Source organism: Lacinutrix sp. Bg11-31 (assembly GCF_002831665.1).
Lineage (GTDB): Bacteria > Bacteroidota > Bacteroidia > Flavobacteriales > Flavobacteriaceae > Lacinutrix.
On sequence record NZ_CP025118.1, the window covers coordinates 1,776,189 to 1,795,097 of the forward strand.

Annotated in this window: 19 protein-coding genes; all 19 read right to left on the minus strand. The window is 29.3% G+C overall.

Translation table 11 applies throughout. The features are described from left to right. Position 1: 1 nt before the first annotated feature. The 19 genes from CW733_RS07995 to wecB all read right to left on the minus strand — a co-directional run bounded on the left by CW733_RS07995 (position 2) and on the right by wecB (position 18,900). Positions 2-589, minus strand: coding sequence for a serine acetyltransferase (locus CW733_RS07995; RefSeq protein ID WP_100996697.1), 588 nt, complete (start codon positions 587-589; stop codon positions 2-4). After that, entirely contained in the window at positions 589-1,629 is a 1,041-nt protein-coding gene (locus CW733_RS08000) for an N-acetylneuraminate synthase family protein (RefSeq protein WP_100996698.1), read from the minus strand. The genes CW733_RS07995 and CW733_RS08000 overlap by 1 nt, the downstream gene beginning before the upstream one ends. Positions 1,630-1,646: 17 nt before the next feature. Then, positions 1,647-2,720, minus strand: coding sequence for an acyltransferase (locus CW733_RS08005; RefSeq protein WP_100996699.1), 1,074 nt, complete (start codon positions 2,718-2,720; stop codon positions 1,647-1,649). Between the two features lie 11 nt (positions 2,721-2,731). Then, complete coding sequence (locus CW733_RS08010) at positions 2,732-3,406, minus strand: cytidylyltransferase domain-containing protein (RefSeq protein ID WP_100996700.1); 675 nt, start codon at positions 3,404-3,406, stop codon at positions 2,732-2,734. A gap of 25 nt (positions 3,407-3,431) precedes the next feature. Continuing rightward, the gene (locus tag CW733_RS08015; protein ID WP_100996701.1) at positions 3,432-4,715 is read right to left on the minus strand and encodes a hypothetical protein; all 1,284 of its coding nucleotides are present in this window, start codon (positions 4,713-4,715) and stop codon (positions 3,432-3,434) included. Next, positions 4,716-5,741: a glycosyltransferase family A protein gene (locus CW733_RS08020; RefSeq protein ID WP_100996702.1), complete on the minus strand. Its 1,026-nt coding sequence runs from the start codon at positions 5,739-5,741 to the stop codon at positions 4,716-4,718. A gap of 7 nt (positions 5,742-5,748) precedes the next feature. Continuing rightward, a complete protein-coding gene (locus CW733_RS08025; protein ID WP_100996703.1) occupies positions 5,749-6,849 on the minus strand; it encodes a glycoside hydrolase family 99-like domain-containing protein in 1,101 nt (366 codons plus the stop codon). Between the two features lie 10 nt (positions 6,850-6,859). Next, the gene (locus CW733_RS08030; RefSeq protein WP_100996704.1) at positions 6,860-7,678 is read right to left on the minus strand and encodes a bifunctional 2-polyprenyl-6-hydroxyphenol methylase/3-demethylubiquinol 3-O-methyltransferase UbiG; all 819 of its coding nucleotides are present in this window, start codon (positions 7,676-7,678) and stop codon (positions 6,860-6,862) included. A 19-nt stretch (positions 7,679-7,697) separates the two neighbouring features. Then, positions 7,698-8,906, minus strand: coding sequence for a hypothetical protein (locus CW733_RS08035; RefSeq protein WP_157811559.1), 1,209 nt, complete (start codon positions 8,904-8,906; stop codon positions 7,698-7,700). A gap of 86 nt (positions 8,907-8,992) precedes the next feature. Further along, positions 8,993-10,060: an acyltransferase gene (locus CW733_RS08040; protein WP_100996706.1), complete on the minus strand. Its 1,068-nt coding sequence runs from the start codon at positions 10,058-10,060 to the stop codon at positions 8,993-8,995. A gap of 6 nt (positions 10,061-10,066) precedes the next feature. Next, positions 10,067-10,993 (minus strand): glycosyltransferase family 2 protein, encoded by a 927-nt coding sequence (locus CW733_RS08045; RefSeq protein WP_100996707.1) that lies wholly within the window; start codon positions 10,991-10,993, stop codon positions 10,067-10,069. Further along, complete coding sequence (locus tag CW733_RS08050; protein ID WP_100996708.1) at positions 10,993-12,006, minus strand: glycosyltransferase family 2 protein; 1,014 nt, start codon at positions 12,004-12,006, stop codon at positions 10,993-10,995. Before CW733_RS08050 ends, CW733_RS08045 begins: the two co-directional genes overlap by 1 nt. Then, entirely contained in the window at positions 12,003-13,145 is a 1,143-nt protein-coding gene (locus CW733_RS08055) for a glycoside hydrolase family 99-like domain-containing protein (RefSeq protein WP_100996709.1), read from the minus strand. Before CW733_RS08055 ends, CW733_RS08050 begins: the two co-directional genes overlap by 4 nt. Positions 13,146-13,149: 4 nt before the next feature. Next, positions 13,150-13,995: a glycosyltransferase family A protein gene (locus tag CW733_RS08060; RefSeq protein ID WP_100996710.1), complete on the minus strand. Its 846-nt coding sequence runs from the start codon at positions 13,993-13,995 to the stop codon at positions 13,150-13,152. Beyond that, positions 13,985-14,896, minus strand: a complete 912-nt coding sequence (locus tag CW733_RS08065; RefSeq protein ID WP_100996711.1) for a glycosyltransferase family 2 protein — start codon at positions 14,894-14,896, stop codon at positions 13,985-13,987. Before CW733_RS08065 ends, CW733_RS08060 begins: the two co-directional genes overlap by 11 nt. Positions 14,897-14,904: 8 nt before the next feature. Next, positions 14,905-15,708 carry a glycosyltransferase family A protein gene (locus CW733_RS08070; protein WP_100996712.1) on the minus strand — a complete coding sequence of 268 codons (804 nt, stop codon included), beginning with the start codon at positions 15,706-15,708 and terminating at the stop codon, positions 14,905-14,907. 83 nt (positions 15,709-15,791) lie between these two features. Continuing rightward, positions 15,792-16,514, minus strand: coding sequence for a hypothetical protein (locus CW733_RS08075; RefSeq protein ID WP_100996713.1), 723 nt, complete (start codon positions 16,512-16,514; stop codon positions 15,792-15,794). Next, positions 16,511-17,788: an ABC transporter ATP-binding protein gene (locus CW733_RS08080; RefSeq protein ID WP_100996714.1), complete on the minus strand. Its 1,278-nt coding sequence runs from the start codon at positions 17,786-17,788 to the stop codon at positions 16,511-16,513. The genes CW733_RS08075 and CW733_RS08080 overlap by 4 nt, the downstream gene beginning before the upstream one ends. Next, on the minus strand, positions 17,782-18,900 hold the full coding sequence (wecB, locus tag CW733_RS08085; RefSeq protein WP_100996715.1) for a non-hydrolyzing UDP-N-acetylglucosamine 2-epimerase: 1,119 nt from the start codon (positions 18,898-18,900) through the stop codon (positions 17,782-17,784). Before wecB ends, CW733_RS08080 begins: the two co-directional genes overlap by 7 nt. Positions 18,901-18,909: the final 9 nt, after the last annotated feature.

The following is an 18,909-nucleotide window of genomic DNA, read 5'->3' on the forward strand; positions in this document are numbered from 1 at the left end:
TCTACTTTATAGGCTTTATTTTATGTGTTTCATCTTTTAAAACGATACTATTACTCTTAATGCTAGTACTTACAAGAATATGAGCACCAATAGTTACATTATTTTCAATTTTTAAATCACCAAGAATTGAAGCGTTACAGTATAGTGTTACATTATCTCCAATAACAACTCCAGTGCCTTCTCTGTTTTTTTTATGACCAATAGTACAACCTTGATGAATTATAAAACCTTTCCCAATGGTGTTTCTACTACCTATTACTGTGCCTTGCCCATGGATTATATAAAAACCTTCTGCGATAGTATTATTGAAATAGATTTCGCAGGAACACAACTCTTTTAATAGCCAATGAATTTGAGCTGTTAAATCGTTATAATTCTCTGTTTGTAATTGATTTCCTAGTCTAAATAAAAAGACAGCCAACTCATTAGCATTACTTTGTATTCTTTGTTTTATTTCTTTTTTTGATAATGTTGGTAAATGATAGTTTACATCTTTTACTGTTTTCTCGAAAGCATCATGTATTACCTTATCTGGTATGGCTTTTGGCTTATATACTTTAGCTTGTAAAAAAGAAACAAATTCTACCATTACTTAATATCTTTCCAAGTTAACTGTTCGTCATTATCTATTGCTCTTGTTGCTATTTTACCAAGTATACTTTCATACTCATTGGCTAAAATATCTCCAGTTCCAGGTCTTTTAACCCAGATATTTTCTTTTGTATAGGTTTCACCTTCTGCAATTGGTTTTATTGTACAAACTGTTGCAAAAGCAAAATCTATGGTTACCTGTTCTTCTTTTGCAGGTTCTTTAACTCCACCACGCATTAATGCTATTTCTGCACTGCTTGTTATTAATTCGCTACAAGCTTTCTCGTCCATACTACAAACAATATCTGGACCTGTACGTTGCATGTGGTCTGTAAAATGACGCTCTAATATAGAACCACCTAGTGCTACAGCTCCTAAACATGCATTATTATTTAGTGTGTGATCGCTTAAACCAAAAACTTTATCTGGAAACGCTTCGTGTAATTGTATCATGGCTCCAAAACGTACCAAATGAATTGGTGTTGGATATAAATTTGTGGTATGTAATAGCGCAACAGGTACTTTATGTTTATCGAAAATAGCGACAGCTTTACTTACACTTTCTATGGTATTCATTCCTGTACTTAATATTACAGGCTTACCAAACTGTGCTATATGTTCTAAAAGCGGATAGTTATTACACTCACCAGATCCTATTTTATAAGCTGGTATGTCGAACTTTTTTAAACGTTCTGCTGCTGCACGAGAGAAAGGTGTAGAAATAAAAATCATGCCTTTAGACTCTACATAATTTTTAAGTGCAAGCTCATCTTCTTCGTTAAGCGAACAACGCTCCATAATATCGTAAATAGAAACATTTGCATTACCAGGAATTACTTTTTTTGCTGCACCACTCATTTCGTCTGCAACAATGTGTGTTTGGTGCTTTACAACCTCGACACCTGCTCTATGTGCTGCATCAACCATTTCTTTGGCTACTGTTAGAGAACCTTCGTGGTTTATACCAATTTCGGCAATGACTAAAGGTGGGAAATCTTGACCAATTTTACGTCCAGCTATTTCTATATATGGATTCATGTATTGTATTCTCTATATTATATTAATTTACCTTCTTTTCTTTTACTTAAATAACTCTTTATTTTATTTCTAGCTGGCTTTTCAATATATAAATAACTTAAAATAGATAAGCCAATGAGTATAAACAACCTTAAAAAGAAGCAAAATAAGAAATCTTCTGCTTTATCTAAGCCTAAATATTTATTCAATCTATAATCACTTATATATCCCCATATTACAAATTGAAGAATATATAAACCGTAACTTATTTCGCCTAAAAAAATAAAAGTTTTTTTATTAAATAGTTTGGTTATAAACCCATTATTAAGTGACAATAATATAATTATTGGAATAAACAAAACTGCTAAAAGACCATTGTGATAACTAAGCCCTATGGGAAATTTTAAGGCTATTAAAGATAAAATAACTAAAGCAATTATATGCACATCATAATTTTTAGTTTCAGTACTTTTTTTAACGAAATAAAGACCTGCTAAATTACCAATAATAAATTCATTAAGATGAAAAATGGGATGATACATTACATCTTTGGAACTATAAAATAAATCTGTAAACGTTGTTTGATTAATTAAATAATGAAATAAAAATTGGCTAATTAACCAAAAGAAAATAATCGGGACAATTAATTTATTGAAACTAATTTTAGAGTAAAACCTATTGTATAAAAATGGGAACAATGCATAGAATACTAACTCTACTGATAATGACCAAGCAGGAATATTAAAAACTAAAGCTTGTCCAGGCACCCAAGTTTGAACCATAAATAGATTCAAAATAAACTCGGTAAAATTAAATTGGCCTGAAACAACTATTAGAAACAAAAGGAAAAGAATGGCTAGGAGATATACAGGATAAATTCTAGCAAATCTATTTACCATATAGTCCATAAAATTAACCTTCACTTTTTTATGGTAGGCAATTATCATTACAAAACCAGACAATATAAAAAAGTAACTTACTCCAATATTTGCTTGTTTAAATAAAAACTGAGTATACTCGTTAGTAAAATGCATTGATCCACTACCAAAGTGGAACACAACAATTAAAAGTGCCGCAACAAATCGAGTAAAAGTAAGTTGTTCTATTCTCATTGCTGGCTTACTTAATTTAAGTTAAGATGAGATTTCTCTAAAATATAATTTGCATAGTCTAAATCTGCTTGTGTATCAATATCTACAGTTGAAAAAACGTGGTTTACCTTAAAAGGAAACCCGTTAGTAGTCATTATCTCATTGTTTAACACACTTGTTGCATCTGCTATATACAGCAATCCATTTTCAAAATATAAGGGTTCTAAATCTTGACTGCGTTGTCCTGGTTTATAATTAAAAGGCTTAAACTTATCATTCTCTATTTTTCCTAATTTATGATAACTTTGAGATACTGTAAACACACTGTCACAAGCTTTTTCATTGTAAGCATTAAAACAATCTTCTAACAATGTTTTTGGTCTTAATGGATTTGTAGGCTGCAATAGAATTACTGTTTCTACAGCTTCATTAATTGATTGTAAAACATGCTTAACCGCAGAAACTGTAGGTTCTAAATCTCCAGAAATATCCGAAGGTCTATCTATAACATTTACGCCATAAGACAATGCTATTTCTTTTATTGCGGCATCGTCTGTTGTAATATAAATAGCATCAGCTAAATGTAAATTTGCTTTAGCATACAAAATACTGTGTGCTATTAAAGGCAAATCGCCTAATGCTAAAACATTTTTATTTGGCAGCCTTTTAGAGCCTCCACGTGCTGGTATAACTATTATTGTTTTCAATTTTAGTAGTGTTTATATTTTTATATCAAGGCCAATTTAATTGATCTGGTGCTTTTATAGATACTTCCTTTTTGTTATTAAAACGGTTATAAGCAAAAGTAGTTACCAACTGTGTTGCCTCTGCAATATAATCTTCAGAAATTTTATCTAAAACCGTAGTTCTTTGCTTGTAAAAGGCATTTAACACCTCTAAGTTATTAATGTTATTTACAAAAAAATTCATTTTATTTAAGATGTCATTTTCTTTATTTTGATAAGCCGAAACGCTCCCATAACTACTAACTACTTTATCCATTATAGAATTAGGATAAGTAACTCCAAAAACTGGAACACCAAAAGACAAAGCTTCTATTAATTTACCTTTTAACAATTCGCCATGCAAAATAGAATCTACAACAAACATACAGTCCGATTTCTTTATAAGCTCAAGTACTTGTGTTCTCTCTAATTTAAATTTTAAAATAACATTAGGTATTGATGCTTTTAACCAAGTAATAGATTCTTCATCAAACTGAGAAAGCACAAATGTAAAACTCACTTTTTGTGAGACTTCAAGCTTATTAAAGGTAATTAGACTCGTTTTAAACTCTTCAGTAAAAGCACTTTTATAAAAAGTACCTGCGTATAAAAAATTGACTTCCTGTTTCTCTATATTTCTTTTGTAAAGTTTTTCAACTTTTTGCATTGCATGTGGTATTACAAAACAACGTTGCCTATCTAAATTATAATTATTAGCCATTCTATCGGCTAATTTAGATGAAGGAAACGTCCAAGCTTGCGCAATATCTTTTGTCTTTAAAAAAACAGCTTGATGGCTGTCCAAATTATCCTGTTTAAAAACACCTGCATTTATTGGATCGTTTACATTTACAATAAATGGGAATGGTTTTTTTCTATAAACATTTAGTATTGGAACTATTGAAAGTGTTGGTAGAATTCTTGACCAAACAACATCTTCTTGAGTAATTGTATTATGTAATATCTTCGATTGTTTTTTTACCCAAATGGTCTCTAAAAGCGTATTATTAGAATTAAATACCGTCTTATTTAATGTATTTAAAACCTTATAAACTAAGCCTCCTAAACCTTTGTTTTGTTTTGATGTTTTATAGAGCAGTGCATTTGTTTTATGTTTTTTTATAAGCTTAATTACTCCTCCTTTAAAACTATAATTATTGAATGCAGAAATCACATACAACACACTTCCCTTTTTATATAAAATATCCAACCAATTTTTATTAACGATAGCTTCGCTAGATTTTTGATCTGGATGAACAGAATAAGCCGACACAATAATTCTATTAACCATCTATTCTGCTTTTACACTGTTATAATTACTAATCATTTGCTTTGGCAATTTTTTCCATGAGTAGAATAATTTCGAAAAACGCTTATTTAGAACCAACTTATAAAACAGTTTATTTTTTATAAAGTAACTAATACTATTCATTTTTTGTCTTTCTAAAAATCCAGAAATAACAACATCCTTATCACTATTATTAATAGCTATTTTAGACATCCAATCTTCCATAACATTACCCATGTGAAAAGCATAGTTCTCCTGCGTTGTTACTCTCCAATAATCAAATTCTAAAGCTGCAGAATCTAAATAACCTTCAGAGTTCCCTCCTAGTTTATAACCCAAATACGATTTTACAGTCTCAAATTGCTGCTTTTTATAGGTTGCTACAAAATGACCTGAACCTAATAGTACATTTACTTCTTTATTTTCGATACCTAAACCGTACTTTAAAAAATCTTTATTATAAGTCTCATCCCAACCAATACTTTTATAAAATAAGGCTAATGCTTTTGGTGACTTTATAGGAAGAAATTTAAAGTTTTTATTAAATAGGTTATCGTAAATAACATTTCCGCAATGCGATTTAAACATATTAAATTGAGGCACAATACCAACAACGCCAACTTTTGGAAAGGTTTTAAAAACCTTAGCTGTTTCTAATTGCCATCCGTTAGTAAAAAGCACATCTGCATCTGTAATGGTTACTAGCTCTATAGTATTACCAACCAACCCTTTTAAAATAGCATTTAATTTGCCAATGTTAGTGGTGTGTATTAATTCTTGAATGCTTCCTTTTTTGTATAAATGTTCAAGGTAATCTACAACTGCGTCACAACTTCCATTATTTACAATCGAAAAGAATGTGCTGTTGTGTGTTGTTTTAAATAAAGACTCTAAAGTTAATTTTAAAATAGATAAGCTATCTTTAAAATAACCTTCTTGATTAGGTATATAAACTGGCATTACTACCTGATGTGTAAACTCAGATTTTTCTAATACTTGGTCTTTATGTGGATTGTAACCTATTCTCATTTACAAATTAAGTTCTTTCTTGAAATTTCTTTATTTCATTTAAATTATTGAAACCATTTTTTTGATCTGGCTCTAAATAATTGCCTTCTGCCCATTCGTTCCAAGCTTTAATAAAAATAATTCTCTCGTCTTTATTATAGTTTTTAATTCTATCATAACAATTTTCTAAATTTTTAAAAAACAGCTCTGGCTTCGTGTTTATAATTACTTGCCCTTTATGTCCACTTCTTGGTGTGTGATCCCAATTTGGGCTACAACTTGGATAGAACTTTACACTCTTAGGTATGTCTCTATAATCACTTGCTTCAACGATTTTACTGTGATTGTAAATATTTCTTAATTTAAATGATTTGTATTTAAATTGATTCAATCTATAACCTGTAACTTTATTAACTAGTTTATCTAAAAACCCATACTTAACTCTCGAAAAAAGATGACTTGGACTTGGTGGTGTTAGAGCATCAAAACCTTGTTCTTTATATGGAAAATCGAAATGCTGATAGGCAATAAAATAGACTCCTTTTAATCCATTTTCAACAGCTAATTTATTCCACAATTTAATAAATGCATTTGAGTCTGGAAGTCCTGATGGATTATAAATGGTAAAAATTGGTTTATCGTTAATAGTTAAATACCTTTTATCTTTAAAAGCAGGTAGCACTTCGTAAAAATGATTTGTATAATCTTCAATGCCAGAATAAGTTTGATCCATTAATAATCTTTTAAACTTATCGCCATAATCTAATCCTCCCCATTTTACATTAGCCCAAGCTAAAGAAAAACCAACATCTGAAACATTGGATTTTAAATGTGCTTGAAATGGTTTTTCTAGCAAGCGCTTTCCATCACCAAACCAATAATGCCAATAACAAAAACCTTCTACGCCATGCTCTTTCGCCATTTTGGCTTGCTGTTCTAAAACTTCTGGAACTCTTAAATCATAATATCCTAAATCGGCTGGTAATTTTGGTTGGTCATGGCCTTTAAACAAAGGCTTCGCCTTACCTACGTTTGTCCACTCTGTAAAGCCTTTTCCCCACCACTCATCATTTTCTGCTACAGGATGAAATTGTGGTAAATAATAGGCGATTACTCTAGCTTTGCTCATTTTAAAGTTTTTATCTTTTAATGCTATTTTTTATTTTAATAAATGGCTTAAGAATATAACTTCCTAATCTAAAAGTGGTTGAAGACCTTATGTAATTTATATTATCCTCATTTATTTTATTAGAAATTACTTGACCATCAAATATAAATAATTCAACTTCATCTACTATTCCCTCTGAAGCAATAATTATATTATAAAGAGCTGGAAGTTTTTTCGGGTATATTTCTTCAAAATTTCCTGAAAATATTTTTAAATTCTCAAAAGAATTAACTGGAGCTATTATAGAACTTCCATTAACACAATTTTGAAAATATGTTTTAGTGTTAGTAAAATGCCTCTTGGCTAAATTTTCAAATTCTTCTAGGTATAACTCTTTTATGTGATAAGGATTATTTTTTTGTAAATCGGAATAATATTTTTTATCTGGAGAAGACATTATTAACATCCCATTTGGTTTTAAGACTCTTTTTATTTCTAAAAACATTTCTTCATGCTTGTCATGATGTTCTATTGTTTCAAAACTCACCAATACATCTATACTATTGTCTTCAAGCGGAATATTCTCTGCGCTACCAGTCAAAAAACTTAAATTATCATTTTTATATTTAATTTTTGCCTGATCTACAGCATCGTTATCTATATCAACTCCGATAACTTTTTTAGCTGCTTTTGACATTAAGAAAGAGCCGTACCCTTCTCCTGAGGCTATATCAAGTACTATTTTTCCTTTAACAAACATTGAGGACAACGCATACCTATGTAAATGTTCCACTGATACGTTACCATAAATAAAAGTCTCTAACCTTTCACCTGACCATTTTTTTTTCATATTACAATTAATCTATGTATTAATTTTCTTTTAAAATATTGTCTAACTTATTTACAAAATTAGTATCACTAAAATAGTCTCCAAAAGGAAAAACCGGTTCTTTAGATATTATATTTTTACTAATTAAGGCTTCTAATTTTTCTTTTACCTCTTCAATATCATCTCCACTTGCAATATACTTTACATCATTTATTAAATGCCTTAATTCACTACGTCTTGGAGACACACAAAATATTGGCTTATTTAAAGAAGCTAAAAAAGGAGCTTTACCAACAAGTATATTACAGTACAAAGGTCCGTTTTCTAGAATAATATTAATATCTGCACTATGCATTTGTTCGTAAGACGAATTCGAAAAATTAAGTGTTCCTAAAATAGAAATGTTTTTATTTTTAGCATATTTACTTCTTAATCTTTGCACATCACCTCCTCCTAAACGTAATACAAATTCTGTATGCTCTTTAATTTGAGTGTTTGTTTTTACTAAAGTATCATAGGCATCTAAAAGCACATCAATCTGTCTTCCAAATTGAATAGAACCATGATAGGCAAGTGTTACTGGTTTTTGCTTTTTACGCACATGCTCTATATCTGTTAAGTTGAAAACGGTTTCCGAGAATTGATGTGGCAACGTATAAAATTGCTTTCTAGAACCATATAAAAACTCTAAATCTTGAGACATCATCTTAGCTGTACTAATACAACCTTTAGCTTGCTGTACTACTTTATACATATTATGAAAACGGTTTAATTCGTCTCCAGACAACTCCTGCTTAGATCCTTGATACCAGAAAAACGGATAAGGATCGTGAAAGTTTATTATTGCTTTTTTTAAAATTTGAAGATCTTTCGCTGCCAAAATAATTTCATGATTTAAACCTGCACTTCTTATAAAAACATGATTGTATTTTGCATGATCTATAGTGGCAATATGTTTTGCATAAGATTTATGTATAAACCTATCGTACCAAGAGATATTAAATACTCGTCTTGTAAATCTATTTATCCATTTAACACTAAATGTTGGCTTTAAATTAATAACATGAGATTGTATTGAGTTTACAGGTAATAACTCTAACTGGTCTTCACTATTATGGTTTTTAATGTACAACACATCTATAATAGCCTTTGGATATGCCATTCTTAACTTTGCAATAAAAGATCGTGACACGATGCCTTCGCTTGTGCCAGAAACTCTAAGATCTTGTGCTATTACTAGAAAATTCATATTTACAACTTCGTTTTTATTATATTCTTTAACGTTTATCTTATACAATAAACTATTAGCATTCTACAATCTATAATTTAGCAACATTATACTAATTTACCATTATTAAATTGTCTGTCTTTAAATTTCAATATTGGTCTTTCAACAATAATCCATGAAAAATAGCTAACTACAATTATAAAAATAGTTTGCATAAAAAATTCTAAATATGAAAACTCATAGTGTGTAGCTGGAGTAATTATATTCAGCTTTCGTAATCCCCAAGCCCAGTATCTTGGTACTATATTGTGATACAAATATATTCCATAACTAATAGTACCAATAAAATTAAGAGCTTTATTACCTAATATGTGTTTTACTAAAAAACTATTAGAATGGTATAAACAATATGAAATTATTGACACTGCTATAATTGCCGCAGCTAATCGACTAGAAAAATATGGAATATTTACAACAAGTTGATGTATTAAAACCATAATTAGTGTTGGGAAAAATACAACTTTTATAATTTTTATAAATGCACTTTTATAAACAGGCTTTTTAATTTCTATATAGGCAAGCAAAGCACCTACTGCAAATGCATTAACACAAGACAATAATAACACTCCCGATTTTCCATCTATTAAAAAAGGATAAATTGTACCTACTATAATTAAAGCTCCAAAAAATATTAAAATCCGTTTTTTAAACATGAATAGTAATAACAATGGCCAAAAGATGTAAAATTGTTCTTCTACGGCTAGTGACCAAAAATGTGCTAAGGATCCAAACCATTTGTTTTGAAAATAATTTAAATAATTAGAACCATAAAACAAGTACCATAGTATATTCTCTTTAAACTGATTCCCAATGATACCACTAGTTAAATACATAAAAAGTAATAACAAATAGTATATAGGAAAAATACGCAAGCTTCTTTTATAAAAAAATTGCTTAAGAATATTTTGTTTTGAAATCTCTCCATTATTATGAGCTATAATTTGAGAAAAAAGGGAGCGTGATATTAAGAACCCACTTAATACAAAAAAGATATCTACTCCATAATTGCCTAAAGAAAGTTTATGCACAATATGGTCCTGTGGAAAACGATGAGAAACAATTACAAAAAGCACAGCAATAGCTCGAATGCCATTTAAACCTGATATATATTTCATAAAAGGTTATTTAATGTGTCTTTTATAAATTCTATAAAAAAATAAACGAAGCGGTAAGTGTAAATAAATAGCTTCCCATTTTAGTTTTTTTAGAGAAGGATAGTCTAGTGTATTAAAAATTCTATTAAACAGGTTATACTCCTTATAATCTAAAGAAACTTGAACAAAATAACGCAATATTTCTGTATTTAATAATTGCTTTTTATGTAAATCTGTAATCACTAAATGTATTGCATCTGCATAAGATTTAAGACTTGCTTCATTCTTGTTATTGAAATCGCCAGTAATTGATGCTTCGTGTTTTCTACCGTAATACAAATCTTTATCTATAGATATTCCTTTATTAACAGATGTAATAATTCTTGAATACACCTCCCATTCTTCAGCATATTTTAAATGCTCTGTATAACGATGGTTTTGGTAGCATGCTTTTGTCCACATAACTGCACAAGAATTAAATTGAAGCTCATTTCTAAGAATTTTATTAATATCTCTTTTATCTATATAGAAATGTGTGTATTCTTTAGAAAGGTCGAAATTATAATTAAAATCACCTCTAAAAACACGCCTTATGTATCGACAAAAAGAAATATCGTCCTTAGCAAATTCATCTAAACATATTTCTAAATTTTGAGGATGTGCAATATCGTCATCATCAAAAAATATAATGTAATCACCTTTTGCTAAATCTAATCCATAATTTCTTGAACCTGGCAATCCTTTTGTATAATTATCTGTTCTTTTTAAATAAGAAAAGCGTTTATCTTCTTCTAAAATGGGTTTTAAAACTTCACTTGTATTATCTGTCCCACCATCGTCGATTATCAGGCATTCCCAATTTTCAAATGTTTGTGCTTGTATGGATTTAATAGACTCAACAATGTATTGAGCTCTATTGTATGTTGCCATTATAATTGTTACGGTTGGTTTCATTATTTTTTAAAAAAAGAATATTTAATTAGTGTCTTTATTGTCTTGATATCTAATACACTATAAAAGTTAAAAATTATAAATGCAGCTCTTAAAATGTTTTTTCTTTCTTTATAATTTAAAACAAAAACATACGTTATTTTATTCATAAGCAGTTTCTTTAAATCGCTTTTGTTACTGTAGTTTTTGTACTTAGAAAGCGCATTAAAAAACTCAAAAAATATGCTCTTATTATTTTTAAGCCAGTCGAACTTTATTTCTCTATATATTAAAATATTGGTTTGAAATTTAGCAATAACCTCATGATTGCTTACCATTATAGATTTTGCAAAATTAGTGTACATTAATTCTACATTTTTTATAAAAAGTATATTTTTATCGTTATTTGAAGAAATACTATGGGTTAAACTATCTCCATGAAGTCTATAATTATACAGATTCTCTTTTAACTGATAAAACTCACTATGTAAAGAAGCTCTTAGCCAAAAATCGTAATCCTCAACTAAAAACAATGATTCATTATACCCTTTATTTTTATTAAAAACTTCCATTTTATATAAAAAACAGGATCCAATAAAATTACCAAACAGCACGTTTTCAAAATCTAAAAACGATACTTTTTTAATTTCTTTGCCATTACTGTCTATCTTTGAGATATCACTATATACAAGGTCTACTTTATTAGTTTTTAATGCTTTTAATAAGCGTTCAATGGCATTTAAATTAAATATATTATCATCACTAGTCCAAGTTACATAACTTCCTTTACCTGCTTTGTGTCCTAGATTTAAACTCGCTGGTAGTTTTATATTTTTTTTATTGTTAATAATAACGATTCTACTATCTTTTTCCTGAAATTTAGTTGCAATCTCTAAACTGTTATCGGTAGAACAATCATTAACTATAATTAACTCTATGTTAGTGTGTGTCTGGTTTAAGCAACTATTTATTGCTTCCACCAAATATTTTTCGCCATTATATACAGGCATAACTATAGAAACTAAATTTTTTATCATAGCTCTGTTTCTATCATTTTATTTTTAACTGTTTTTACAACTTCTAACCACTGTAATCCATAATTTTTATCAGGTTCTAGATAATTCCCTTCTGCCCATTCGTTCCAAGACTTTATTACAATAAATCTTGGATTGTTAACATTTTTTTTAACCTCATCTACTGCTACTTCTAAGTGTTTTTTCCAAGTTTCTGGTGTTGCATTTTTAAAGATTAAAGATTTTTTTCCGCTTCTTGGCGAGTTATCCCAATTAGGAAATACACAAGGTATATACTTATTATGTGGAGATTCAATATTAAATTCTGACACACCTTTAGCATAATCGAAAATTAAAGGTTTTTTGCGAACACCTATTTTATAAGAAGCTCCAAACTTTGTTTTTAATTTATTTTCAATTCTATTTAGTATACTTCCAAGCTTAAAAAAAGAAGGTTTTTGGTAGCGCATTTTAAGAAATACATCTATTCCTACTTGACCATAAATACTAGTATTATCTAGTACATTATTAGGCTGAGAAACAATTGTTGCTATAAAATAAACGCCATCAAAACCAGCTTGCTTAGCTAAACTATTAAACGTGTCTGTAAATGCTTTAAAATCTGGAATATCCTCAATGCGATAAATATGAAACATTGGTTTATTATCTACCAATATATACCGTTTGTCTTTAAAAAATGGTAGTAAATAATTAAAATATTCTTGATATCCTTTAACACCACTATAGCATTGCTCTACCAATACTTCTGGGTTATCTAAACCATGCCATATGCCTTTCCATGTTTCGTTTGCCCAGCAAAAACAGAATGGAATATCAATATTTTTATTAGCAAGCATAGCTTCTGCTGGCTTCTCTAATAACATCTTATCTGTATCAAACCAATATTGATAATATATAAAACCATCGACACCGTTCTCTCCTGCTAATTTAGCTTGTTCTTCTTGTATGATAGGCTGTTTCAACAAATCATAATATCCTAACTCACCTGGGATTATAGGTTGTTGGTGGCCTTTAAATAATGGTTTTGCTTTTTTTACATTTGTCCATTCCGTAAAGCCTTTTCCCCACCAAGCATCATTTTCAGGAATAGGATGAAATTGTGGTAAATAATAAGCTAGAAATTGAATGTCTTTTTTCTTCATTTATTTAATTTCTATTCTTTTTATATTTTCCGAAAATAGAAAAGCCAAGGAATTTGCTAAAAAAAACATCAATTACATATTTTTCGCTGTCCATTTGTTCTTTATGGGTTTCTTGTAACAAAATTATTTCTCTATCTAAATCTTGAAAAGTTCCATAATGCTTTACAAAAAAATCTGCGTGCTTTACATTAAGGTAGTTTAATAAATAGTCTGCTTTATTTTTATCTATACCTGTAAGCATAGAACTTTCTTTTATCCTATAGAAAAAACAAGTATTATCTAACTTAACTACTTTGCCTCCGTTTTTAAGCATTGCTATCCATAACTCCCAATCTTCCCAACCGTATAACATATTTTCATCGTAACCTCCAATACGTTCCCAATCAGACTTTCTAAATAAAGCAGAGCAAAAAATCATATTATTTCTACTCAAATTTTTAAGTGAAAAATCTTTTAAATTCCATTTTTCAGATACTGATCCAAACTTTTCTGCTTTTGCATAAACCACTTTAATGGCTTCATCTTTTTTAAAAGTACTTAAGGCTAAAGCAATATAATTGTCTGCAATTTTATCATCTGCATCTAATGGCAATACATAGATACCTTTAGCTCTATTTATTCCTGTATTTCTAGTCGCACTTAACCCAGCGTTCTCTTGATATATGTATAAAAACCTAGAATCTTTATCGCACCATCTTTTAGCAACTTCTTTTGTTTGATCTTTACTACCATCGTCTACAATAATACATTCCCAATCTTTGGCAGTTTGATGATAGACACTAGCAAGTGCCTCGTCAAGAAACTGCGATTGGTTATAACATGGAACTATTATTGAAACGTTAATATTCATACCTACCTAATTTAGTATTCAAAAATCTTTTTATTATTTTTTTAAATTCAATAAAATGCAATTGTCTCGAGTACAGATACAATAAATATATCCATTCTCTGTACGTTAGTTTTCTAGTTTTTAGAATATGATTTTCATATCTTCTTAATATTTTTATTTTATCTGTTTTTTTGTAAAACTTAAGCTTTCTGTTAATTAAGTTTTTATAAAATATTGTTTGAGAAACACTCTTAACCAATAGATTATCATCTTTTCCAGAAATATTTAAATTCGATAACCTGAAATAAACCAAGGTTTCATTTATAGTATAAATAGGTTTATTATCTGAAAAATCTAGCCAAGCATGATCATCACTGTTCCAAGCTAGTGGGTAATTATAAAAACCATATTTAACAAAGGATTGTTTTTTAAAAATATACTCTGACAAGGAGCTTCTTGTTAAATAATTAAATTTTCTAAAATAAGCATCTGTTGCAGACTCCCAAATTGGGTGTTTATAACTATCTGAAATAGTGTCATCTTTTTCATTTACAATTTTAGTAGCAAACCTTATCAAGTTTGTTTTAGATACAAATTTATTGTAATTTTCGTACCAAGATTCAACGACATTCTCTTCTAGATAATCGTCATCACCCAATATCATAATCCATTCTTCATTATTAGTTAAATTAATACAGCGTTCCCATTGTTTTGGTAACGACACACCTCCTAAATTCTCTTCAAAATGATGGTAAACAATATGTAATTGTGTTTTATATTTCTCTAATAAATGTAATGGATCTTCAGGACTCGCGTCATTACCAATATATACTTTAAAGCGCTTATTGGTCTGAATCGATAAAGATTTTAAAGTCTCATTAAAATGAGATAATTTATAATATGGAATTACAATTGCAAGCATTTATTTTATTATTGATTTAATTTTCTTTTTACTCTATTAAAAAAAGTAGAATAGGTTTCTTTTTTAAATATATAAATACCAAAAATAGTTTGATGATATTTTGGTAAAAACCACCAGATAAAATTTTTATTATAAATCTTATTATCTACAACAGAATTTGAGATGTCGTTTTTATTTCCATAATCTCCAAAATTATTAATTTGAACATAAACTTTTTTTATCCATTCTATATTAGGCACTTTGCTAGATAAAGCTTTAATAAATCTAAAATCTGAGGCTTTCCATTGATCCCATTGTGCTTCATCTTTATACTTAGAGTGAAAAATAATACAACATGAACCTATTGTATTAAGTTTTATTTCCTTTGAATTAAATTGTTCTTCATTAGGTAAAATTTTCCCATCAGGATATCTCATTTGCCATATAAAAATAGTGTCGTCGTTTGCTTTTTTTATTTTAGACACAATTTCTTTTAAAACTTTATTATGTAGCAAATTATCATCATCATCTAAAAACATTATCCAACCACTTTTTACTTGATTTAATAATGAGTTACAATATAAATTATAAGGTGCGTGTATGTGACCGTCTTTATGTTCAACAACAGGAATATTTACATTAACCTTAATTTTTTCAACATTATATAATTTAAGGTAATCTAAATCTTTTTCATTATCGTAAGACACAATATGGTTTACGTTATTGTAAGTTTGATTTATAATAGACTTATGGCAATTTGAAAAACCAAAAGGACGATTGGATGTTCGGGTAAGAACATTCAATAAAATATTTTGGTTTGAATGGGTTTTCATATTATTAGCAAAAGTTTTTATATTTGCAGCTGCTTATTAATAATTACAGAACATAAGATTATTAATAAAAAGAAAAGCTTATTTTACATAGAACAACAATGTTTATACTTCTCGGTAGTAATAACCTTTACTTCTTTAGCGCCAAAATAAGTTTGATAAAATATAGTTATACCTTTTTGCTTAAAGACAGATTGTAATTCGTAAAAAGTATCTTTTTCTCCTTGTCGTTGATAATCATCGAGAATAATTATAAACTGCTGGTTTTTGTCCATTTTCTTAGCAGCATACACTATATCGTACCTAGAGAAACGAGGACTTCCATGCGGCCCATCGACAACATATAAGTCGTAATTATTTTCAATTATCGATTTAAAATTTTCATAAACCTTCACTTGGAAATTTTTAACATCTCTTTCAACTATTGGACAAATCTCAATTTTAGATCTTTTGGATAATAAAAATTGTGATTCAAATGTTGATGCCCAGCTTTTGTCTTGTTCAATTATTAAATGAGTTGATTTAGTTAAATTAGAGTCTAAATAAGTAGAGATAAACTTAGAAGATTCTCCTAAACCCATTTCTAATATACTTAATGGTTTGTTGTCTTTTAGAACTCTATTAAGTATATAAAAAAAAGTATAGTTACCAGCCCATCTACCAATATTTAATGGCAAGTTTTCGATTGCTTTTTGACCTCTAATACTATCATGATATACTTGAGCCCATTCTAATTCTTTTAGATATTTTATTTGTGATTGTTGGAATTCTCTATTCTCCTTAACCAACCTTTTTATTTTATTAATCATAATACATTTGAGACTTTAAAATTAAACAAGGCTTTACTTTGACTAACTGAAACAGATGCACCATTACCATAATAATCTCCTTCTTCTACTTCAAAAGAAAATGCGTTCTGAATCCAATCTGATTCTTCGTTTTTAACCATTATATATGTAGTAACATAATATATACCTTTGTTAAGGTTTAGTTTATCAATTTTAAAAACCAGCTTATTTACTATCTCATTTTCTTCACTAAAATTAACTAAACTAGTACTAAGCCAAGCTATTCTTTGTCCTAAATTATCATCTATTCGTAAATCCATTTGGACATCATTAAGTTTAGCTTGAATATTATTATCTAGAGAAAAGGTGATTGCAAATGGAAATCCCGTTTGTGGTGTTTTATTTTTATTTTTACCTTGTATTTCAATTTCTTTTATTTTTAATTTTCCACTTCCTTTTCTATCATGAAATGTATTTACTTTTGAATCAACTTCTGATCCTTCTAAATAAAACATAACAGCTTCTTCTACATCTCCTTCAAAGGTTGTTTTCCCATTTTTAAGCACCAAAGCCCTAGTACACAAACTCTTAACCGCTGCCATATTATGGCTCACAAACAAAACAGTTCTACCATCGCCACGAGAAATATCTTGCATTTTCCCAATCGCTTTCTTTTGGAATTCTGCATCACCAACTGCTAATACCTCATCAATAACCAATATTTCGGGCTCTAAAAAGGCTGCTACTGCAAATGCTAAACGCACTGTCATACCAGAACTATAGCGTTTTACAGGTGTATCTATATAACGTTGGCAACCAGAAAACTCGATAATCTCGTCTATTTTAGCAGTAATTTCCTTTTTGGTCATTCCTAAAATAGCACCATTTAAAAAGATGTTTTCGCGTCCTGTCATTTCGCCATGAAAACCTGTACCTACTTCTAATAAAGACGCTATACGTCCTCTAGTTTTTATCTCGCCAGTTGTTGGACCTGTTACTTTAGATAATATTTTTAAAAGGGTCGATTTACCTGCACCATTTTTACCTATAATACCTAAAACCTCTCCTTTTTTAACTTCAAAATTAATATCTTGTAATGCCCAAACATAGTCGCTATCGCTTTTTGTACTACGATCGTTTGCCTCTCCAACTTGTAAATATGGATCTTCCTTGCCTCGCACACGATTCCACCAACGGTTTAAATCGTGACTTATAGTTCCTGTACCAACCATACCTAAACGGTATTGTTTAGAAATGTTCTCGGCTTTTAATATAATGTCTTTACTATCTACCATGTTCTACTTTTAAAAAAGTCAACAATTTTTTTTGATGCGTTACCATCTCCATAAGGGTTTATGGTTTTATTATAATCTTTAGATTTAGACAAAATTTCTTTTGCTTTTGTAACGATTACAATTTTATTAGTACCTACTAAAAATGAGCATCCAGCAGTAATACCTTCTTGACGTTCTGTTACTGTACGCGTTACTAAAACTGGCACTCCAAAGGTTGGTGCTTCTTCTTGAACACCTCCAGAATCTGAAATAATAAGGTGAGATTTCTTCATAATCCAAATAAACGTTGGATAATCTAAAGGCGCTATTAAATGCACATTTGGCAAATTAGAAAGTCGCTTATAAACCACTTCTTGAACGTTAGGATTGAGATGTACTGGAAAAACAAGTTCCACATCGCTATCTTTAGAAATTTCGACTAAAGCATTACAAATTGACTCGAAACCTTCTCCAAAATTTTCTCTTCTGTGTCCTGTAACCAGAACTATTTTTTTATTAAAATCTATTTTCTCATTTAAGTTTTGAATAATAGTATTATTAAAACCTTCGTCTAAAATAGTGCTCGTTATTTTTAAAGCATCTATTACTGTATTACCAGTAACCAAAATGTTATTTACTAAAACACCTTCCTTTTTAAGGTTTTGGTTTGCCGTTTCTCCAGGCGCAAAATGAAAATCTGCCAATCTACCTGTTAGTTGTCTATTCATTTCTTCTGGAAATGGAGACTGCTTGTTATAAGTTCTTAATCCTGCTTCTACATGTGCTACTTTAATTTTTCTATTAAAAGCAGCTAAAGCAATAACACTAGAGGTTGTAGTATCTCCATGCACCAAAACAAGATCTATTTTCTGTTCTATAAAGATGTTATCAATACCTTCTAGAATTCTAGAACTTAACATATTTAAGGTTTGATTAGGTGTCATTAAATCTAAATCGAAATCTGGAGTCATTTTAAAAAAATGCAACACTTGATCTAACAAGTCTCTATGCTGAGCAGTCACACAAAGTTTTGTATTGTAACCAGATTTTAAAAACTCAAAATAAACTGGTGCCATTTTAATAGCCTCGGGTCTTGTGCCTATACAAATTAAAACATTTTTATTCTCGTTCATAATTAAAAA